Source organism: Actinoplanes sp. NBRC 103695 (assembly GCF_030269485.1).
GTDB lineage: Bacteria > Actinomycetota > Actinomycetes > Mycobacteriales > Micromonosporaceae > Actinoplanes.
On sequence record NZ_BSTL01000020.1, the window covers coordinates 36,037 to 56,449 of the forward strand.

Sequence of the window (20,413 nt, forward strand, 5' to 3'; positions counted from 1 at the left end):
ACGATGGCTGCGAGTTCGTCATTGTCATGCCCTCACCCCACGACGGCCACAAGATTGGATACGTTGGGCCGGGCGCCGGGTGTCCATGAGAAGGAGCGGCGATGTCCGACGAGACACGGCAGTTCTCGCCCTTCGATGATGATGACGATGATGATGATCGGACACGGGTGCAGCCAAGTCACCCGGACGAGAACCGTGGCGGCAAGACCGAGATCATGCCGAACCGGGACTGGGCGGCCGAGGAGGGCGCCTGGGCCGGGCGTGCTCAGGTGCGCCCGCCGCGCCCGAGCCGGGAGGATTGGGGCCCGGCCGGCGACTGGCCCGCCGATCAGCCTCGCGAGCCTCGCGGCAAGTGGTGGACGCCGATCGTGGTCGGCATCGTCGCCCTGTTGCTGCTCGGCGCGCTGGGCTGGGGTGTCTATCTGATCGCGACGAACAGCGAAGGGCCCTCCGATTCGCCGGCCGTGCCGCAGATCTCTGCGCCGACCGTACAGACCCCACGGACTTCCGCGCCGGTGACCAGGCCGACCACGACGCCGCCGACCACGCAGCCCACCACGACCGAGCCGACCGGGCCGACGGAGATCACGGTGCCGGCCCTGCTGGGACTGTCTCAAGAGGAGGCCGAGCAGGCGCTGACCAGGCGTGGACTCAGATCCCGGACGATCTTCCGGCCGAGCGACAACCCGGCGGGCACGGTGATCGACAGCGATCCGGCGGAGGGCCAGGAGGTTCCGCCGGACACGCAGGTCACGTTGGTGATCGCCACGTTGCGGACGGGCGCGTCGAGCCAGGGCGCCACGCCCGACGACGATTGATCGTCAGCGGCTGGAGCGGACCCGGATCGGTCCGGTGTTCTGCCCGGGGCGCCGGCCGTTACGCGCACGCGGGTCCGGAGCCTTTCCCACCTGGCGCAATCCGTTGACCTGGACGAAGATCGAGCGCCGTTCCACCGCGTCGCCGGCCGAGTTGAGCTCGTATCCGTCCAACCAGATCCAGCCGTCGTAGGTCGGCCAGTCGTGTACCCGAATCACGCGGAAAAGCATCGGCGCCGTGAACTGGACACTCGCCGCCTTCGTCACGTGTATGACATCGCCGGACCGAGGTAGCACGTCTTCTCCTGTCCTGTAACTCGTCTGCGGGGTGGACGCTGGCAGCCGCACATGGTGACCGGCGATGCTCCAGTGTGCCCGGCTCGTACACCTTTGCAAGCCTGGCGGAGGTCAATCATCCTCCTGGTGCATCCGTCCGGCGCAAAGTCACTTCACTCCATGGTGGACATTCGAATCCATGAGGGGATCATGGGCTTGCGTGACCTGATCACTCAAGAACATTTAGTGATGTGGGCCATACCCAAAAGATTGCACTACTCGCCGTATTGATGCAAGTTGCATGTCAGCCGTCCGTGATTGTTTGATCACGAAACGATGTTGAATGATTCATCGATCATTGGGAAGACTGGGCCAGTGAATCCCCGTCGAAGCCCCACGATCCGTCGCCGTCGGCTGGGTGCGGAACTGCGACGTTATCGCGAAGCGGCCGGAGTCACGATAGAGGTGGTGGCCGAGCGGATCGGCTGTTCCCCCTCGAAAGTGTCACGGATCGAAACCGGACATAACAGTGCAACTCCGCGCGATGTAGCAGACATGTTGGACATTTATCGCGTAGGAACTCGCGAAGCCGAAGAATTAGTGCAAATCTCCCGCGAGGCTCGCATCAAGGGCTGGTGGCACCCCTACAGCGCGGTACTGGTCGGCGCATATGTCGGGCTCGAGGCCGCGGCGCGCGGAATCCGTGCGTACGAACAGCTGGTGATTCCCGGCCTGCTGCAGAGCGAGGAGTACGCGCTCGCGCTGATCCGCAACGCTCGATCGAGTGACCCGCCCAGGGACATCGATCGCCGCGTGCACGTCCGGCTGGCCCGGCAGTCGTTGCTGACCCAGGAGGACCCCATCTATCTCTGGGTGGTTCTCGACGAGGCGGCGCTCAGCCGCCCGGTCGGTGGGGAGGCGGTCATGCGGGAGCAACTGCGGCAGCTGGTCGAGGCACAGTCGTTGCCCAATGTGACACTGCAGGTCCTGCCCTTCGCGGCCGGCGCACACGCGGCCATGGACGGACCGTTCGCGATCCTGGACTTCCCCGATCAGGTTGATCCGGACGTGGTGTACGTCGAGAACGCCACCGGTGGGCTTTTCCTTGAGAAGGAAGACGAGCTGAGGAAGTACCACTCGATCTTCGACGACATCCGCTCGGTAGCCCTCAGCCCGGAGGAGTCGACGACGGTGATCGAGTCGCTGGTAGAGGAGCCATTGTGGAGATCACGACCAAGGGATTCAGGCTCGACCTGAGCAGTGCACCCTGGTTCAAGAGCACGAGAAGCGGTCCCAACTGCGACAACTGCGTGGAGGTCGCGTTCGTCAAGGACGCGATCGCGGTCCGTGACTCGAAGAACCCGTCCGGCCCGGCATTGATCTTCACCGCCGCGGAGTGGGACGCATTCGTCGGCGGGGCCAAGGACGGCGAGTTCGACCTCTGAGCTGCGCCGGCCGGCCCTCCGCCCCGCTGACGGAGGGTCGGCCCCGGTACCGCCACCCCGGCCGCGAGTGCCGCCGACGATGCCCAAATGTCCCATTTGCCGTCGCCCGAACGGGCCAACCTCGTTGAACGACCTAAGCGCGGGCCGGACCGCGGTTTGATCACTTCAGCGAGGCGAGACGATGAACGAGAACCTCAGCAACGGTTCCACGACGGCGCAGGATCGCTTCAGCGGCGGCGTCAGCGCGTACCGGCAGAGCCGCCGTGAGGCCTCCGAGACCGATGGCGAGCTGGTCAGCCGCCGTGACAGCTCGCCGCTGCCCACCCGCTCGCCCGGCCTGTCGCAAGGGCTCGAGCCGTCCAGCCCTCTGGATCGGGCCGCCAAGCTGCCATCCCTGGACCTGCAGGGCCTGACCGAGCCGGTGTTCTCGCCCGGCAGCTGGTCGGACACCCCGGCCCTGACCGCCACCGCCTCGTCGATGGCGGACCACCCGCTGCTGCGCGGGCTCCTGCTCGAACTGCCGGCGCGGGGAACCCTGCCGCCCTCGGAGTGGCTCGACCGCTGGTTCGAGGCCGCCCGGTCGATCCTCGAGCTGCTCTACGTGCAGGAAGCCCGCAACAAGTAACCAGACACTCGGTCAGCGCACGAACTGCTTGGGCAGGCGCTTGAGCGGGGCGATCACGCCGACGCTCAGGCGGCTGTGCCGCAGGCCGTGCCGGGTGGCGATCGCAATGCCGACCAGGCCGGCGACGCCGCAGACGACGCCGACGAGGGTTGTGGTGGGCACGTCGATCACGCCCGCGGCGATCGGCAACCCGGCCACGGCGGCCAGCCCGGCCAGCTGCATCGGCACCACGACCAGAGGATGCGCGGCGCCGGCGATCAGGCCCGGCGGCACCGGCGCGTGCGGGGCGGTGGTCAGCGCGGCCGCTCCACGACGGATCTGCGCGAGGCGGCGCACGCTGATCAAGAGCACGACCGCGACGGGTACGCAGACCAGCACGGCGGCCGTCCCCGCCGACTCCGGCCCCGGCCGGCTCAGGTTGATGATCGGCACCGCCACCAGCATCGCCGTGCCCAGGCCGACCACGCCGGACAGCAGCGCGGAACGGCGGTGCAACGCGGTGGTCGTGGCCGAGCCCGGCAGCCCGTCGGCGATCAGACCGGCGGCGAACCAGACCACGGCAAGGGCGCCGATCAGGGCGATGTCTGCGACGGTGTCCACATCGACAGACTTCACCCATCGCGCAACCCGCAAAACCGGGATATCACCGGACGACACCCCTAGGGGCCGTCGTGATCACTTCAGGTCCTGATGCGCTTACGCAGAGCCATCAGCCGTCCGGGCGAAGTGGACAATCACCCTTGTAGCGCGGTGACGCACACCCTAATGTCGGGTCACGGACTCGACCTGGGGAGGTCGGCCGGGGCCCCACCCAGGGGCCCCGGCACCGATGTCAGACCGCGAAACCGTCCACCGGGGCGTCCGTCGCCGCGGGCGGGGTCGCCTTCCACGCGCCGGAGCGCTGGGCCGCCAGGCGGGACACGTAGGCCGGGTTGAGCAGGACGTACCGCTTCCACAGGCGCTTGGGCTCGAGGCCCAGCCGCCACAGCCACTCCAGCGCGTACTTCTGCATCCACGCCGGCGGGTTCCGCAGCAGGCCGGCGTGATAGTCGAACGCCGCGCCGACAGCCAGTAGCGGCATGTCGAGCAGCGGGCGCATCGCGTACGCGAAAACCTCCTGGCGCGGACAACCCAGGCCGACCAGCACGATCCTCGCCCCGGACGCCTTGATGCGCTCGGCGATCTCCGCCGGCTCGCCCGGCTGGGCCTTGCGGAACTTGGACGCCTCGACCCCCGCGAGCTTCAGCGCCGGGAACATGCCCTCCAACGCCGGGACCAGCTTGTCCAGGGTCGGCTGAGTGGAGCCGTACAGATAAACCGGAAGCCCTTCCGCGGCGGCCTCGCGCAGCACACGCAGGGTGAGCTCGGGGCCGTAGACGCGGTCGGACAGGCCGGCGTGGTGCAGCATGTTGAGCGCGCCACGGACCGGCTGGCCGTCCGGCGTCACCAGATCGAACGAGTTGAGCCGGGCGTTGTGCGCCGGATCCTGCACACCGGTCATCACGCCGTGCACGGCCAGGGCGGTCACCGCGTACGGGCGGCGGTCGCGGGCGGCCTGCAGGATCTTGGCGGTGGCCGCCTCGTAGTCGACCATGTCGACCAGGACGCCCAGCACGTTGCCCTTGCCCTTGTCGATCATTTCTGGGGCACCCACTTGCCGACGTTGGCCTCGTAGATCTCCTGGAGGATCATCGGCACGTCGTAGACCTGCTTCCACTCCGGGTAGTCGGCCTGGAAGCGGGCGTTCGAGCCGATCCACCACTTGTGGTCGCCGACCCGGTTCTCGTCCTTGTACTCGGTGATCATCTCCTGGCCGGAGATCTTCTCGCACAGGGCGAAGGCCTCGAGGTGCGACGAGTTGGAGAAGCGGCCGCCGCCCAGGTTGTAGACAGCGCCCGAGCGCGGCTTGCGGAAGAACGCCTCGAACGCGGTCAGCACGTCGTGGCTGTGGATCGAGTCGCGGACCATCTTGCCCTGGTACCCGAAGATCTTGTACGTGCGGCGTTCCATGTTGCAGCGCATCACGTAGCCCAGGTAACCGTGCAGCTCGGTGGCGGAATGGGCCGGCCCGGTCAGGGTGCCGCCGCGGAACAGGGCCGTCTTCATGCCGAAGTAACGGCCGTACTCCTGAACCATGACGTCGGCCGCGACCTTCGACGCGCCGAAGACCGAGTGCAGGCACTGGTCGATCGACATGTCCTCGGTGATGCCGTCGTAGTACGGGTGGTCCGTCGCCAGCTCCCAGCGGGTCTCCTGCTCCTCGAGCGGGAGAGTGTTGGGGCGGTCGCCGTAGACCTTGTTCGTGGAGCAGTGGATCACCGGCGCGTCGATCGCGTGGTCGCGGACGTTCTGCAGGACGTTCAGCGTGCCCGTCGCGTTGACGTCGAAGTCGGTGAAGGGATCACGCACCGCCCAGTCGTGGGACGGCTGAGCCGCGGTGTGGATCACCACCGCGATGTCCTTGCCGTACTTGGCGAAGATCCGCTGGAGGCCGTCGCGGTCCCGGATGTCGATGCCGTGATGGCTGTACTTACTACCGAGCTCGTCCTGGAGCCTTGTGACGTTCCACGCGGTGGACGCCTCGGGGCCGAAGAACTCCTGGCGCATGTCGTTGTCGATACCGACGATGTCCAGGCCGAGACCAGCGAAGTGCCGCACCGCCTCTGAGCCGATCAGCCCACCGGAACCGGTAACCAGCGCAACACTCACAGAAACACCCCTCCAGCCCTTGCAAAACCCGGCCGCGAGCATAGCGCTTCCGGTCTTCTCATCCTTAAAGCTCCGACCCGGGGCCGCCGCCAGGGTTCTCCTTGGCGTTGGTGCGGCCGCCCACTCCTGGGTGGTCCGTTGCGGACAGGTCAAGAGCGGGCACCGGCGGGAGGGGGTTGGTCCAGGCGCGGGGTTGGGCTCGGGGCCCCTCTGCGGCTCGGGCGATTAGTTGCGGTCACATTCAAACCCTGCCCTGCGGCGGTGCCGTCGCTGCTGGCGGTGCTCCTCGCGGTGCGGGCCGAGGCTGGGGGCACGGCAGCTGCCAATTTGATGCTTACTCGAGGCGGCCGGCCAAGCGCAGCTCAGGCTCGGCGTCGCTGGTCCGGCTTTGAGATTCACCCGGAAGGCGGCGAGTCACCCCAGAGTGACCATCGCAACGTGGGGGTTTCCGGGGGCTCGGCCCCCGGAGCAGGCATACCAGTGAGACGACGAAGGCCCGCTGAGCGAGCGCTCTTTGCTCGCACAACGGGCCTTCGTCGTCTCACTGGTGGGGATGGGGGGAGTTGAACCCCCACGTCCTTTCGGACACACGGACCTGAACCGTGCGCGTCTGCCATTCCGCCACATCCCCGTGACGCGTTGCTAGCTGCGACAGATTACGCTGTCCCAGTTAGCGCTAGAGCATAGAAGTCTTGCGCCGCCGAGAACATTAGCACGGCGGGGTTGGACGTTATACGAGGGTCAGAAGTGCCGGTCGCTCTTCACAGGGACGCGCAAGCGGCGGCCGGATACCATCATGTCCTCGGAACCCGAGGAGGAGCCGGTGAGCGTGCTGCAGCGCTTCGAGAAGCGGTTGGAAGGCCTGGTCGAGGGGGCCTTCGCGAAGGTGTTCAAGGGTGTCGTACACCCGGTGGAGATTCTTAACGCCATGCAGCGGGAGGCCGAGGCGCACAAGGCCATCCTTGCCGGTGGCCGCACGCTGGTGCCGAACCGTTATGTGATCGATCTGTCTCCGTACGACCACAGCCGGTTGGCGCCGTATGCCGCCGCGCTGGCGCAGGAGCTGGCGCAGTCGCAGGCCGAGTTCATCGGTGAGCAGGCCTGGACGGTGTACGGCGACGTGATAGTGGAGATCGAGCGGGGGGACGGGCTGGACACCGGCATGTTCCGGGTGACCGCGGAGGTCTACACCGGTGGCGAGGTCGCCCCGGTGCACGAGCCCGCGTACGACGCCGGTCCGCAGTACTCGCCCTACGACCAGCAGGGCGGGGGCTACCAGCAGCACGGCGGCGGTGGCGGGCACAATGGGCGCAATGTCGGCCTGGTGTCCGGTGACGGGCGTACGTACCCGTTGCAGATGGGCTCCACGGTCATCGGCCGTGGTGACCAGGCGAACCTGCGCCTGCCGGACGTGGGCATCTCACGCCGGCACGCCCGACTGGACTACGACGGTAGTCAGGTTGTGCTGACCGATCTGGGCTCGACGAACGGGACGATGGTCAACGGCCAGCGTGTCTCGGCCGTGGCGCTCAACCCGGGCGACATGATCCAGTTGGGCACGACCACCCTCACGTTCCGAGTGGATGGCTAGCCACCTTGCCCGAATTCGTCCTCACCGTTGCCCGGTTCGGCTTCCTCATCCTGCTGTGGATCTTCGTGTTCACGGTGGTGGGGGTCATTCGCCGGGACCTCTTCGGCAGTTCGCGGTCCAAGAGCATCGTCGCCAGCCCGCGTGGGGTGGGCGGCGCGGTGCTCGGGGGCCCGGCGCCGGCGAAGGCGAAACGCGGTAAGGCGGCTCGGCAGCTCGTGGTGACCGCCGGTCAGCTGGCCGGTACGCGGATCACTCTCGGGGAGGCGCAGATCACGATCGGACGTGCCGAGGATTCCACCCTCGTCATCACCGACGACTTCGCCTCGGCTCGGCACGCCCGCCTGGTTTCCCGCGATGGCCAGTGGTTCGTCGAGGATCTCGGCTCGACGAACGGCACTTATCTCGATCGCGGTAAGGTCTCCGGACCTACCCCCGTCCCCCTTGGTGTGCCGATCCGCATCGGCCGCACGTCACTCGAGTTACGGCCATGACCCTGACCCTGCGCTACGCCGCCCAAAGCGACCGCGGTCTGATCCGAGACGGAAACCAGGATTCCGTCTACGCCGGACCGCGGCTCCTCGCTGTCGCCGACGGCATGGGCGGGATGGCAGCCGGCGACGTCGCCAGCAACATCGTGATCGCCGCGATGGCCCCGCTGGACGAGGACGTCCCCGGCGACGCCCTGGTGGACGCCCTCCGTCATGCGGTGGGTAACGCCAACCAGACGCTGCGTGACACCGTGGACGCCAATCCGCACCTGGAGGGCATGGGCACCACGCTGACCGCTGTGCTCTTCTCCGGCAGCAAGATCGGCATGGTGCACATCGGTGACAGCCGGGCCTACATGCTCCGGCAGGGCGAGTTCGCCCAGATCACCAAGGACGACACCTACGTTCAGATGCTGGTCGACGAGGGCCGGATCAGCCCGGAGGAGGCGAGCAGCCACCCGCAGCGGTCGCTGCTGACCCGCGCGCTGGACGGCCGGGACATCGACCCGGAGTACTCGGTCCGCCAGGTGCTCAAGGGCGACCGCTACCTGATCTGCAGCGACGGGCTGTCCGGCGTGGTGAGCGCCGAGACGATCGGCGAGAGCATGCGGGACATCCCGGACGCTCAGGCGTGCTGCGAGCGTCTCGTGCAGCTGGCGCTGCGCGGCGGCGGGCCGGACAACATCACCGTGGTGATCGCCGACGCGACCGACGCCAACATCATGGAACAGGCGCCCATCGTCGGTGGCGCGGCCGCCCAGGACCGCGGCAACTCGACCGTGGCCGACGCGTCCACCGCCGCCGCGCGGGCGGCCGCCCTGCACGCGCCGCCGCGCCCGGCACAGCCGGACCCGTCCGCGTACGAGACTCCGGAGCCGGAGCCGAAACGGCATCCCGTGCGTACCGGTCTGCTCCTGCTCCTCCTTCTCGCCGTGCTCGGCGGCGGCCTGTTCCTGGGCTGGCAGTACACGCAGGACCAGTACTACGTGGGCGCGACCGATTCCGGTCAGCTGGCCATCTTCCGCGGCGTGCCGGGTGAGGTGGCCGGGCTCGACCTGTCCAGCGTCAACCAGACCAGCCCGGCGCGGCTCGACGACCTGACCACGACCGCGCAGGAACGCGTCAAGCGGGGCATCCAGGCGGAGAACCGCCCGGACGCCGAGCGCCGGCTCGCCGAGCTGACCAGCGACGAGCCGACCAACCCCAACCTCAAGCCGATCTGTGCGGTCGGCCCGACCACGCCGGCCTCGACACCGGCGACCACTCCTACGACGCCATCCGTCGCGCCCTCCGCGGCCGGAGATCCCTCCGCACCGGGCCGGAACAACGCCTCCTCGGCACCGGCCTCCGCGCCCGTCACCACGCCGGACGCTCAGCCCTCCGACGCTGCGCCGCCGGTCATCCCGCCGGTCGGTTGCCGCCCGGTCGACTGAGCTTCCGCTCACCACGTCTGGGGACTGCTCTCTTGACCGCGCCCGCAGTACCGGCCCCGACACCCGCCTCGACGGGTGAGATGCCGCGTATCCCGGGGTTGAAGACCCACCGCAACGCGGAGCTGGGTCTGCTCGGCTTCTCGATGGTTCTGGTCGCGGTGTACGGCGCCACGGTGGAGGCGAACCAATACGACAAGATCAGCTCGACGTTCTGGGTGCCGGCCGCGCTGCTGAGCCTGCTGTTCCTGAGCCTGCACGTGGTGATCAGGTTCACCGCGCCGTTCGCCGACCCGGTGCTGCTGCCCGCGGTCGCGCTGGTCAACGGCATGGGCGTGGGCTTCCTGCGGCGGCTGGACATCGCCAAGGCGATCTCCGACAAGGACCCGTACCCGGGGTTCTTCGCCGGGGTCGGTGGCCGTCAGCTCGCCTGGACGCTGGCGTCGCTGATCCTGGCGGCGGTGCTGCTCCTGGTCATCAGAGATCACAAACAGGTATCGAAATACGCCTACACCCTGGGTCTGATCGGCATCGTCCTGGTGATGATCCCGGCCGTGCTGCCGAGGAGCCTCTCCGAGATCAACGGCGCGAAGCTGTGGATCCGGATCGGCGGCTTCTCCATCCAGCCGGGTGAGTTCGCCAAACTGGCGCTGGTCTCGTTCTTCGCCTACTACCTGGTCCGCAAGCGCGAGGTGTTGTCGCTGGCCAGCAAGCGTTTCCTGGGCATCGACTTCCCGCGCGGCCGCGACCTGGGCCCGGTCGTCACGGTCTGGCTGCTCAGCCTCCTGGTCCTGGTGTTCGAGAAGGACCTGGGTACCGCGCTGCTGTACTTCGGCCTGTTCGTGGTGACGCTCTACTGCGCCACCGAACGAGCCAGCTGGCTGATCATCGGTCTGCTGATGTTCTTCGGCGGCGTCTACGTCGCCTACTTACTGGGCGAGTCGGTGGGCGGCCCGTTCGCGAACTTCTACGACCGCGCGCAGGTCTGGCTCGACCCGTTCAACGCCGAGTTCTACGAACGCGAGGTCGGCGGCAGCTATCAGCTGGTCCAGGGCCTGCTCGGCCTGGGTACGGGCGGGCTGTTCGGCACCGGCCCGGGCGCCGGCTCGCCGGGTTTCGTCCCCGAGGTGCGCAACGACTTCATCTTCGCCGGCATGGGCGAGGAGATCGGCCTGTTCGGCCTCTCCGCGCTGCTGGTGATCTACTTGCTGATCGTCGAGCGGGGCCTGCGCGCGGCGATCGCGGTGCGTGACTCCTTCGGCAAGCTGGTCGCCGGTGGCCTCGCGTTCACCCTGGGCTTGCAGGTCTTCGTCATCGTTGGAGGTATCACCGGGCTGATCCCGCTGACCGGCCAGACCACCCCGTTCCTGTCATCCGGAGGTTCCTCACTCATGGCGAACTGGCTACTTGTCGCCATGTTGCTCCGAATCTCCGATGCGGGGCGCAAGCCGGCGTCGGGCGGTCCGCAGGACCGCGCGGCCGGCCCCAAGCAGCCGCCCGCCCAGCTGCACGGCGCCATGACGGAGGTGATCAAGCCGTGAACGCTCCACTGCGTAAGGCCGGCGTGGTCATCCTGGTGCTGTTCGGGCTGCTCTTCGCCAACCTGAACTGGGTGCAGGGCTACAAGGCCGACGCCTACCGCACCAGCGACTACAACCGCCGGGTCACGGTGGCCGAGTACGAACGCCCCCGCGGCATCATCGAGGCCGACGGGCAGCCGCTCGCTTCGAACAAGCCGACCGACGGCCAGCTCAAGTTCCAGCGGGTCTACCCGGAGAAAGAGATCTACGCGCCGGTCATCGGCTACAAGCCGGTCGACAACGCGGAGACCGGCATCGAGCGCAGCGAGGACGAGTTCCTGGCCGGGACCAGCGACAAGCTGATCGCGGACCGGCTCAGCGACATGTTCACCGGCGACAACACCGGCGGCGGCAACATCGTGCTGACGTTGAAGACCCGGGCTCAGGAGACGGCCTGGAAGGAACTCACCGAGAACGAGCGCGGCGTGAAACGGGGCGCGGCGATCGCGATCGACCCGCGTACCGGGGCGATCCAGGCCATGGTGTCGATGCCCAGCTACGACCCGAACCCGCTGGCCAGCCATGACTCCAAGACCTTCCTGGCGGCCTTCAACAAGCTCAACAACGACAAGCAGAAGCCGCTGCTCAACCGGGCCGTCGCCGACAACAAGCCGCCCGGCTCGACGATGAAGGTGATCGTCGCCGCCGCGGCGCTGCAGGCCGGCAAGACCCAGCAGACCGAGATCCAGGCCGGACCGGTTTACCGGCCGCCGGGCAGCGGCGCGGACATCCGCAACGCCGAGGACGAGACCTGCCCGGGCGGCCAGGTCACGCTCAAGGAAGCCCTGACCGAGAGCTGCAACACCGGCTTCGCCCGGCTGGGCGTCGAACTCGGCGCGGAACGCGTCAAGAAGACCGCGCAGGCGTTCGGGTTCGGTCAGAAGGACCTGACCGTCGGCAACCTCGACGGCAGCGGCCTGGCCGTCGCGTCCAGCGAGACCGGCGAGATGGCCAACCCGGACGGCAGCACCGACCAGGCCGCGCTGGCCCAGTCCTCGATCGGGCAGCGCGACGTGCGGATGACCGTGTTGCAGGGCGCGCTGCTCGCCTCCACCGTCGCCAACGACGGCAAGCAGATGAAGCCCTACCTGGTCCAGCAGGAACTCGACTCGGAGCGCCGGCCGATCTACACGGCCAGCGGCAAGGTCCTGCGTACGCCGATCAACGCCGACGTGGCCAAGGACCTGCGCGAGATGATGGTCAGCGTGGTCGAGAACGGCACCGGCACGAAGGCCAAGATCAAGGGCTTCGAGGTCGGCGGCAAGACCGGCACCGCGCAGAACGCCGAGGGCGCCGACGACCACGGGTGGTTCGTCGGATTCGCCTACAACGAGAAGGGCGAGGCGGTCTCGGCATCGTGCGTCATGCTGGAGAACGTGCCCGGCGGCCACGCCAGCGCCGAGGCGGCCCGGATCTCCGGGCTCATCATGAAGGCCGCGGCCGGCCGGGGAGGGGACTGACATGATCAGCCCTGGAGTCACCCTCGGTGGCCGCTACCGCCTCGACGAGCGGATCGCCGGTGGCGGCATGGGCGACGTGTGGCGGGGCACCGACGAGGTGCTCGGCCGTACGGTCGCCGTCAAGATCCTGCTGCCCGCCCTGCTGGACGAGCCCGGCTTCGCCGAGCGGTTCCGCGGCGAGGCGCGCACGATGGCCACGATCAACCATCCCGGCGTGGTCGACGTCTACGACTACGGCAGCGACCAGCAGCTCGCGTTCCTGGTCATGGAGTATGTCGAGGGCGACGCGCTGTCCCGCACGCTGAGCCGGGTCGGGCGGCTGACTCCCGCCCGCACGATGGCGCTCGTCGCCCAGGCCGCCGACGCGCTGCAGGCCGCCCACGCCAACGGCATCGTCCACCGCGACGTCAAACCCGGCAATCTTCTGGTACGCCCGAACGGCACGCTCGTCCTGACCGACTTCGGCATCGCCCGCTCCGCCCTCGTCGGCCAGCTCACCGTGGCCGGGTCGGTGCTCGGCACCGCCTCCTACATCTCGCCCGAGCAGGCGTCCGGCGCGGTGGCCACGGCCGCCTCCGACGTGTACGCGCTCGGCGTGGTCGCCTACCAATGTCTCTCCGGGCACCGGCCGTTCGACGGGTCCACCCCGATCGAGATCGCCATGAAGCACGTCCGGGACAGCCCGCGGCCGCTGCCGTCGGACATCCCGCCGGAGGTCCGGGCCATAGTCGACCGGGCGATGGCGAAGGACCCGTCGGCGCGCTGGCCCACCGCGGCCGCCATGGCCGGAGTCGCCCGGCAGGCCGCATCGTCGCTGACCACGGCCACCCACCAGCCGGCGGTCAACGGCTCGTCCGGTCCGCCGATGAACCGCCCGCAGTCCGGCGGCCCGATGGCCAACCGGCAGCACACGGGCGGTCCGTCGGCGCCGGCCATGCGCCCGCCGATGGGTGGGCAGGCACGCCCGCCGTACCCGCCGGTTCCGCGTCCCGTCTCCGGCGGTCAGGCACGGGGGGCCGCCTCCGTGCCGCCCGCGCAACAGCCGTATCGTCACCCGTCGGCACCGCCGGTGGCGCCTCATCAACCGATGGCGCAGAAGGCGGAGGGCTCCGGCGGCCGGCAGGTTCTGATCGTGCTGGCCGTGGTGCTCGCCCTGCTGGTGTTGTTGTGCGCGGGGGTCATCTCGTTCCTGCTGAAGCAGGGTGGCACCGGGGCCCTGGGCGAGTCCGGGCGAAATGCCGGGGTCGTCCGCACGGGCGTGGCCGGCAAAGGAACGCCGGCGACGTCGTACCGTCTTAGAGAGCAGGCGTCCGATCCGCGGGCGCTGAACGGCGCGAGCGAAGGACGACAGACGCTATGACGGCGCAGGCCCGCCTGCTCGGTGGCAGGTACCAGGTCGCCGAACTGCTTGGCTACGGCGGCATGGCCGAGGTGCACAAGGGACGCGACCTTCGCCTCGGCCGCGACGTTGCCATCAAGATGTTGCGTACCGATCTCGCTCGCGATGCAACATTTCAAGAACGATTTCGCCGCGAGGCGCAGAACTCCGCCGCGCTGAACCACCCGGCCATCGTCGCCGTCTACGACACCGGCGAGGAGATCTCCGCCACCGGCGAGAAACTGCCGTTCATCGTCATGGAGTACGTGAACGGCCAGACGCTGAAAGAGGTCCTCGCCCAGGAACAGCGGATCAAGCCGCGCCGCGCCCTGGAGATGATCGCCGACATCTGCGCCGCGCTGGAGTTCAGCCACCGGCACGGGATCATCCACCGGGACATCAAGCCCGGCAACGTGATGGTCACCCAGAACGGCCAGGTCAAGGTCATGGACTTCGGCATCGCCCGGGCCCTGGCCAGCGGCGCCACCACCATGACGCAGACCAGCGCGGTCATCGGCACGGCCCAATATCTGTCGCCCGAGCAGGCTCGGGGCGAGTCGGTGGACGCCCGCTCCGACGTGTACGCCGCCGGCTGCGTGCTCTTCGAGCTCGTGGTCGGTCACCCGCCGTTCGTCGGCGACAGCCCGGTCAGTGTGGCCTACCAGCACGTACGCGAGGACCCGCGGTCGCCCAGCTCGATCAACCGTGAGGTGCCGCCGGAGATCGACGCGATCGTGCTGAAGGCGCTCGCGAAGAACCCGGTGAACCGCTACCAGAGCGCGCAGGAGATGCGGGCGGACGCCCTCCGAGCCGTCTCCGGGCGTCCGGTTCTGGCCACCCCGGTCATGTCCGAGGCCGAGACGATGGCGATGACCGGGCCGATGCGTACGCCCGTCGGTGCCACCCAGATCAACCGCCCGGTGCCCGGCGGCGTGCCGCCGGAGCCGCCGCCGCGCAAGTCGTCGTCCTGGGTGATGGCGGTGCTCGCGGCCCTCGGGGTGCTGGCCGTGGTCGCGCTCGGCGTGGGCCTGGCGCTGTCCCGCGGTGACAAGGAGCCGGAAAAGCCCACCGTCGCCGTGGTCGCCATGCCCAACCTCAAGGGCGCGACCGAGGACGAGGTCACCAAGAAGCTGACCGACATGAAGTTCACCAACTTCACCGCCGGTGAGCCGGTCCCCACCGACAAGTGCCCCGACACGCCGACCGTGGTGGCGCAGACACCGTCGTCGAACACTCAGATCGCCGTCGACAAGCCGGTCACGTACTCGCTGTGCAAGGCGCCGGACAAGGTGACGGTGCCGAACAACCTGGTCGGCAGCACCCGCGACGCGGCCGAGTCGGCGCTGACCGGCCTCGAGCTCAAGCCGAAGTTCCGCGAGGTCGACAGCGACGCGCCCGAGGGCCAGGTTCTCAAGGTGGACAAGTCCGGCGACCAGGTGGACCCGGGAACCACCATCGAGGTGCAGATCTCGAGGGGCAACCAGGTCACCGTGCCGAACGTGATCGGCAAGACCGAGGACGTCGCGAAGGCGCTGCTCGACGGCTTCAACGTCAGCGTCAAGGAGGTACCGGACGGCGGTACCCCCGGCACGGTCGTCAACCAGGACCCGAAGAACAAGAAGGTCAAGCGGAACTCGAACGTCACGATCTTCGTGGTCGCGCAGCCCAGCCCGGACCCGACGGACAGCCCGCCCGACGACGGCGGCGGCACCGGTAACGGCGGCGGCGAGAACGACCCTGGTGGCGGCCTCTTCTAGCCGGCGCACGAACGGCGCGGCCTCCGGGTCGCGCCGTGGACACTCGGAACACGAACGGCGCGACCCTCAGGGTCGCGCCGTTGTCATCTCCGGCCGGGTCTCGGCCGTCGGCCGGGGTCGCGGCCGCCTGGTCAGGTGGTGGCGAACGCTGCTCGGCGGCGGGACTCGACCTCGGCGGCCAAGGCCGGGGCGCGGTCCAGAGCGGACGGCAGGCCGCAGACGGCGAGCCAGTTGGCGAGCATCGTGTGGCCGCCCTCGGTGAGCACCGACTCCGGATGGAACTGGACGCCCTCGATGGGCAGCTCCCGGTGGCGCATGGCCATCACGATGCCGGAGTCGGTGTGCCCGGTGACCTCCAGCTCGTCCGGCAGCGTCTCGGGCAGCACGGCGAGCGAGTGGTAGCGGGTCGCGGTGAACGGGTCGGGCAGGCCGGCCAGCACCCCGGAACCTTTGTGGTGGACCTCGGACGTCTTGCCGTGCAGCAACTCGGGGGCCCGCTCGACCGTGCCGCCGAAGGCCGCCCCGATCGCCTGATGACCAAGGCAGACACCGAAGAGCGGCAGCTTCCCGGCGTACCGGAGGATCAGGTCCATCATGATCCCGGCCCGCTCCGGGGTGCCCGGGCCGGGCGAGAGCAACACGCCCGCCGCCCCGAACCCGGCGACGTCCGCCACCGAGATCTCGTCGTTGCGGCGCACCTCGCACTCGGCGCCCAGCTGGCCCAGGTACTGGACGATGTTGAAGACGAACGAGTCGTAGTTGTCGATCACCAGAATGCGCACGGTGTCAGCCTCCCGGGATCGACGACGGATGCGGAGCGTTCGACTCGGTGCTGTACGGGATGTCCTCCGGCGCGTTCTCGTCGGCCGAGGTGACCACGTTCGGGTCCTGCTGGGCCGGGCCCTGCTCCTGCTGCGTCCCGGTGCCCACCTGCACATCGTCGAACGGCAGCAGGGGTGTCGCCCACGGGAACACCACATACCAGAGCACCGCCAGGACCGCCGCGGCGAGCACGATCGACCCGCTCAGCTTCCCGGGCAGGCCGAACGGCAGCTTGCGCCAGATCCAGGCGTACATGGCTCTCCTACGACTTCTTCTTCTTTTTCAGCTCGGCGGGCTTGCCGGCGTCGGGAAGGGTCTGGTCGCGGACGATGGTGTCGGCCAGTTCCGCATGGACGATCAGGCGCTCGTAGTTGTTGAACTTCGGGTTGCACGTGGTCAGCGTGAGCATCGCCTTCGTCGGCTTGGCCTTCGGCCTGCCCGGCACCGGCGCGACCACCTCGACCGCGGACGGCAGCACGATCTCGGTGCTGGACACCTTGTAGATGAACCAGTTGTTCCTGGTCTCCACGCCGATGATGTCGCCTTCCTTCAGCTCGTCGAGCCGCCAGAAGATCGACCGGACCCGGTGCCCCGCCACCGAGAAGTTGCCGATCTTGCCCGGCAACGCGGTGTCCGGGTAGTGGCCCGGCGCCAGCTTGATGTCCTCCTGGCGTACGCCGTTGACGACCACCCAGTTCTTGTTCAGACGCGGAATGTAGAGCCGCCCGACCAGGCTCTTCCCCGGTGCGGCCGGCCCGATCGGCGCCGAGGCCGACGGCCCGACGGTCGGGTTGTTCCACTCCTGCGCCAGCGCGTCGTCCAGGCTCGACTGCTCGTCGTCAACCGCCGCCGTGTTACCGAACACCTCGTACCCGGCGAAGAGCAGCACGATCAACCCGAAGGTGATCATGAGCTCGCCGGTGACCCGGACGCCGGCGCGGATGCGGGAGCCCGTGGAGGGGCGAGTCAACTCGGAGTACACGCTCTTGTAACCGTCGTTGGTCTGCTCAGGACGCAGCTTAACGACCTTTTCGCCCCGTTTTGGGTTGATCTCTTCCGCGTCAGTCTCGATCGCCGGCTCGGCCGCTGCCTTCGCCGCCGCCTCGGCCACGCTGGCGGCGCCCTTGGCGACCTCGCCGGACGGCTTGGCCGCGGCCTTGTCGGCCCTCATCGGCACGATGGGCAACAGACCGGTCGGTGCGTCGGCGGTGTTGATGATCGCGGTACGAGCGGCATCCGACTCGACACCCACCTGAGCGTGACTGCCGGAAGCGGCCCGCCAGGCGTCCCGAGCCTCCAGGCCGCCCTCGTGTTCGGTCAGCCCCGCACCCATGCCGCGCTGCTCACCGTGCCCATGCGCGCCACGCCGCCCGGCCGCGCCGAGGTCCTCGGTGCCGTCACCCGGCGCCCCGCGCAGAGCACCCAGCCAGTCCTCACCCGCGTCGTCGGAGCGCTCGTGCCACTCGCCGCCGCCCGTGGAAGCTTCGCCGCGGCCACCGTCCCAGCCGACGGCCTGCGAGCCGTTCCCTGAGCGCGGGTCAGCGGCGATCTGCGCGCCGTTGTGCGCTGAGCGCGGGTCGCCGGTGGTCTGCGTGCCGTTGTGTGCTGAGCGCGGGTCGCCGGTGGTCTGCCAGTCGGCTACCGCGGTGGTGCCGTCCCGGCCGCTCGTGGTCGTGCCGTCCCGGCCGCTCGTGGTCGTGCCGTCCCGGCCGCTCGTCTCGGGCGCGCCGTGTGTGAAGGGGGCTTGCCAGTCGGTGTCCCTGCTACGCCGACGGCCGCCGGGCTGCTGGTCGCCGCCGGGGCCGGCCAGACCGCCAACGGCCGAACCGCCAACGGCCGAACCGCCAACGGCCGAACCGCTGATGGCAGCGCCGGCGATGGCCGATCCGCGGTCGTATGGATCGCCGCCGGCCGGACCTTCGGTGGCTGGCCCGCGGCTGTGCTGGCCGCCGACTGTCGGACCACCGCCGTGCTGGGCATCGATGGCCGGACCACCGGTGTGCTGGGCGCCGCTGCGCGAAGCGTCGCTGGGCGGGAAGCCAGGGGATTGCCATGCGCCGGACGGGGCCCGCTGCGCGTTCCCGTTCCAGCCGGCGCCCCGGCCGTCTGCGGGCCCGGCCTGGTCCTGGCGAGCCGCGGAATGCCCAGCGGCCCAACCGTCAGGTGCACCCGTGGCATCCGAGCCGACCTCGGGCGCCCGTCGCCGGCCTGGCCCACGGCCACTGCCGCCTGCCGGGTAGGACTGGTTCTCACGGCCGTGGCCGTTGGCGGACTCCTGAACGCCGTTGCCCTGCTCGGGCCGGTCGTCGGGTGCGGTGAAGAACCGGGTGGATCCGCGTCGCTCGGCCGCGAGGCCGTTCCCGTTGGCACCGTGCGGAGGGTGACCGTCGCCGTTGCTGGTCGAGCCGGGCCAGTGTGCCGCAGGCGCGCCGCCGTTGGGAGTAGCCCCGCCCTGCGGCAAGGAGTTCCCCACCGGTCCGGACTCGGGCCAGTTCGTCCTGGGCGCGGGCCCATGGGGCGCAGAGGCGTTTGCGGCCGGTCCGGACCCGTTCCAGCCCTGTGCGGGCGGGGTTCCGTTCGGTCCGGCGGCCGGGTTCGGTATGGACGTCGCCGTGACCGCCGCGGACGCCGTCGTGGCCTGGGCAAATGCGGCCGTGACCGCCGCGGATCCGGTTCCGTTCGATGCCATGGCTGTGCGCATCGGGACGGCAGCGTTTCCGGCTCGCATCGAGGAGTTGTCGGCCGACGCTGAGGTTGCCTGGCTCGGCACCGCGGCGTTGCCGGGCTCACCGCGTCGGGCACCTACGGATGCAGCGCCCGCCGAGGCCGCGCCTGCCGCATCGCCTGGACCAGCCGCGCCAACGAGACCACCCGGAGCGGCCGCGCCAACCACTCTGCCGGCCGCGGCCTGAGGAGGGGCTGCGCGGGTTGAGGCTGCGTGAGGCGAGGCCGCGTAGGGCGAGACGGCGCCATGGGACGCGACGTCGGGCGACGCGACGTGTGGTGACCCGATGTTGGGTGAGGTGTCCGCGGGTGAGGCGGCAAAGGGTGAGGCGGCACTGCGCACCGCGATGTTGGGCGAGGTGTCCGCGGGAGAGGTTGCTTGCGGCGAGGCGGGACTGTGCGCCGCGATGTCGGGCGACGCGGGCGAAGTGGTCATGGGAGGGACGGAGCTCGGCGAGGTGGCATCAGCCAAGCCGGCAGCGCGCGTGTGGCCGATCTGGGTTGTGTCGTTCGGTGGTACAGCGGCCCGCACGAACGCCTGGCCGGGCGCGGTCTGGCGGCCGAAGCCCCCCACCTCGGGACGGGTGGCGGCCGGGCCTGGGTTGCGCCAGTCGTCGCCTTCGCTCAGTGGTCCGCCGGCTACTCCCCCGTCGGCCTCCCACTGGCTTTCCTGGCCGTCGCCGGCTACCGGCCAGTCGGGGCGTGCGGCACGTCGGCCACCGAGCGCGTGCCCGACGATCCCCTCAGCCTTCCAGGGCTGCTCCGGGCCGTTCTCCCCGCCGAGATGGCCCTGCGTGTCTCCGCGGGCCTCCCAGGGGCGCACGTTGCCGCTCTGGGGCGAGAGCCCAGGCTGCGGAGCGAGCCCAGGTTGTGAAGCGAGCCCAGGTTGCGGAGCGGGCTCAGGCTGAGGAGTGGGCTCAGGCTGCGGGGAGGCTGTCCACCCGTCGCCCTGAGGGCTATCGGTGGCGGCCCAGTGGTTCCGCTGGTCCTCTGGCGTCCAGGCACTGGCCTGGCCGTTGTCCGGCTCCTCGGGGGAGGTGTTCCCGGCGTGCGGTGCCCAGCCGTTGTCGACATGGGGTGCGTCGTCGCGACCGGCGGCCCAAGTCTCGCGTTGCCCGTTCAGGTGCGCGCCAGTCGGCGATGCGGGATGCGATCCGTTGCCGGACGCCACCTCGCCCCCTCGTCCGGGCACTGCCGCGGGAAGGGGCACTGCCGCGGGAAGGGGCACTGCCGCGGGAAGGGGCACTGCCGCGGGAAGGGGCACTGCCGCGGGAAGGGGCACTGCCGCGGGAAGGGGCACTGCCGCGGGAAGG

Annotated in this window: 18 protein-coding genes and 1 tRNA gene; 11 read left to right on the top strand and 8 right to left on the bottom strand. The window is 69.4% G+C overall.

What is annotated here, in order from left to right; genetic code table 11:
* Window positions 1–101 precede the first annotated feature (101 nt).
* Window positions 102–818 (top strand): PASTA domain-containing protein, encoded by a 717-nt coding sequence (locus QSK31_RS32050; protein WP_285688311.1) that lies wholly within the window; start codon window positions 102–104, stop codon window positions 816–818.
* 3 nt (window positions 819–821) lie between these two features.
* Here the strand turns inward: QSK31_RS32050 and QSK31_RS32055 are convergent, their stop codons facing one another.
* Complete coding sequence (locus QSK31_RS32055) at window positions 822–1,034, bottom strand: hypothetical protein (protein ID WP_502873037.1); 213 nt, start codon at window positions 1,032–1,034, stop codon at window positions 822–824.
* Window positions 1,035–1,466: 432 nt separating this feature from the next.
* On the opposite strand from QSK31_RS32055, the gene QSK31_RS32060 reads away from it, so the two are divergent.
* The 3 genes from QSK31_RS32060 (at window position 1,467) to QSK31_RS32070 (ending at window position 3,161) form a co-directional block, all read left to right on the top strand.
* Window positions 1,467–2,348 carry a helix-turn-helix domain-containing protein gene (locus QSK31_RS32060; protein WP_285688315.1) on the top strand — a complete coding sequence of 294 codons (882 nt, stop codon included), beginning with the start codon at window positions 1,467–1,469 and terminating at the stop codon, window positions 2,346–2,348.
* Complete coding sequence (locus QSK31_RS32065; RefSeq protein WP_285688444.1) at window positions 2,318–2,536, top strand: DUF397 domain-containing protein; 219 nt, start codon at window positions 2,318–2,320, stop codon at window positions 2,534–2,536. Before QSK31_RS32060 ends, QSK31_RS32065 begins: the two co-directional genes overlap by 31 nt.
* Before the next feature lie 181 nt (window positions 2,537–2,717).
* Complete coding sequence (locus QSK31_RS32070; protein ID WP_285688316.1) at window positions 2,718–3,161, top strand: hypothetical protein; 444 nt, start codon at window positions 2,718–2,720, stop codon at window positions 3,159–3,161.
* A 12-nt stretch (window positions 3,162–3,173) separates the two neighbouring features.
* Here the strand turns inward: QSK31_RS32070 and QSK31_RS32075 are convergent, their stop codons facing one another.
* From QSK31_RS32075 to QSK31_RS32090, 4 genes are all read right to left on the bottom strand, one after another.
* Window positions 3,174–3,761: a hypothetical protein gene (locus tag QSK31_RS32075; protein ID WP_285688317.1), complete on the bottom strand. Its 588-nt coding sequence runs from the start codon at window positions 3,759–3,761 to the stop codon at window positions 3,174–3,176.
* A 232-nt stretch (window positions 3,762–3,993) separates the two neighbouring features.
* Complete coding sequence (locus QSK31_RS32080) at window positions 3,994–4,800, bottom strand: WecB/TagA/CpsF family glycosyltransferase (protein WP_285688445.1); 807 nt, start codon at window positions 4,798–4,800, stop codon at window positions 3,994–3,996.
* On the bottom strand, window positions 4,797–5,870 hold the full coding sequence (locus tag QSK31_RS32085) for an NAD-dependent epimerase/dehydratase family protein (protein WP_285688318.1): 1,074 nt from the start codon (window positions 5,868–5,870) through the stop codon (window positions 4,797–4,799). The genes QSK31_RS32080 and QSK31_RS32085 overlap by 4 nt, the downstream gene beginning before the upstream one ends.
* A 545-nt stretch (window positions 5,871–6,415) precedes the next feature.
* Window positions 6,416–6,501, bottom strand: a tRNA-Leu gene (locus tag QSK31_RS32090).
* A 165-nt stretch (window positions 6,502–6,666) separates the two neighbouring features.
* On the opposite strand from QSK31_RS32090, the gene QSK31_RS32095 reads away from it, so the two are divergent.
* The 7 genes from QSK31_RS32095 (at window position 6,667) to pknB (ending at window position 15,554) form a co-directional block, all read left to right on the top strand.
* Window positions 6,667–7,461 carry an FHA domain-containing protein gene (locus tag QSK31_RS32095; RefSeq protein ID WP_285688319.1) on the top strand — a complete coding sequence of 265 codons (795 nt, stop codon included), beginning with the start codon at window positions 6,667–6,669 and terminating at the stop codon, window positions 7,459–7,461.
* Between the two features lie 5 nt (window positions 7,462–7,466).
* Window positions 7,467–7,952 carry an FHA domain-containing protein FhaB/FipA gene (locus QSK31_RS32100; protein ID WP_285688320.1) on the top strand — a complete coding sequence of 162 codons (486 nt, stop codon included), beginning with the start codon at window positions 7,467–7,469 and terminating at the stop codon, window positions 7,950–7,952.
* Window positions 7,949–9,382 carry a PP2C family protein-serine/threonine phosphatase gene (locus QSK31_RS32105; protein WP_285688321.1) on the top strand — a complete coding sequence of 478 codons (1,434 nt, stop codon included), beginning with the start codon at window positions 7,949–7,951 and terminating at the stop codon, window positions 9,380–9,382. The genes QSK31_RS32100 and QSK31_RS32105 overlap by 4 nt, the downstream gene beginning before the upstream one ends.
* An 80-nt stretch (window positions 9,383–9,462) precedes the next feature.
* Window positions 9,463–10,920: an FtsW/RodA/SpoVE family cell cycle protein gene (locus QSK31_RS32110; RefSeq protein WP_285688322.1), complete on the top strand. Its 1,458-nt coding sequence runs from the start codon at window positions 9,463–9,465 to the stop codon at window positions 10,918–10,920.
* Window positions 10,917–12,419: a peptidoglycan D,D-transpeptidase FtsI family protein gene (locus QSK31_RS32115; protein ID WP_285688323.1), complete on the top strand. Its 1,503-nt coding sequence runs from the start codon at window positions 10,917–10,919 to the stop codon at window positions 12,417–12,419. Before QSK31_RS32110 ends, QSK31_RS32115 begins: the two co-directional genes overlap by 4 nt.
* Before the next feature lies 1 nt (window position 12,420).
* Window positions 12,421–13,779 carry a serine/threonine-protein kinase gene (locus QSK31_RS32120; RefSeq protein ID WP_285688324.1) on the top strand — a complete coding sequence of 453 codons (1,359 nt, stop codon included), beginning with the start codon at window positions 12,421–12,423 and terminating at the stop codon, window positions 13,777–13,779.
* A complete protein-coding gene (gene pknB, locus QSK31_RS32125) occupies window positions 13,776–15,554 on the top strand; it encodes a Stk1 family PASTA domain-containing Ser/Thr kinase (protein WP_285688325.1) in 1,779 nt (592 codons plus the stop codon). Before QSK31_RS32120 ends, pknB begins: the two co-directional genes overlap by 4 nt.
* Window positions 15,555–15,685: 131 nt before the next feature.
* Here the strand turns inward: pknB and QSK31_RS32130 are convergent, their stop codons facing one another.
* The 3 genes from QSK31_RS32130 to QSK31_RS32140 are packed head-to-tail and all read right to left on the bottom strand — an operon-like array spanning window position 15,686 to window position 18,849.
* Window positions 15,686–16,336, bottom strand: a complete 651-nt coding sequence (locus QSK31_RS32130) for an aminodeoxychorismate/anthranilate synthase component II (RefSeq protein ID WP_285688326.1) — start codon at window positions 16,334–16,336, stop codon at window positions 15,686–15,688.
* A gap of 4 nt (window positions 16,337–16,340) precedes the next feature.
* The gene (locus QSK31_RS32135; protein WP_285688327.1) at window positions 16,341–16,631 is read right to left on the bottom strand and encodes a hypothetical protein; all 291 of its coding nucleotides are present in this window, start codon (window positions 16,629–16,631) and stop codon (window positions 16,341–16,343) included.
* A 7-nt stretch (window positions 16,632–16,638) separates the two neighbouring features.
* Entirely contained in the window at window positions 16,639–18,849 is a 2,211-nt protein-coding gene (locus QSK31_RS32140; protein WP_285688328.1) for a class E sortase, read from the bottom strand.
* Between the last annotated feature and the right edge of the window lie 1,564 nt (window positions 18,850–20,413).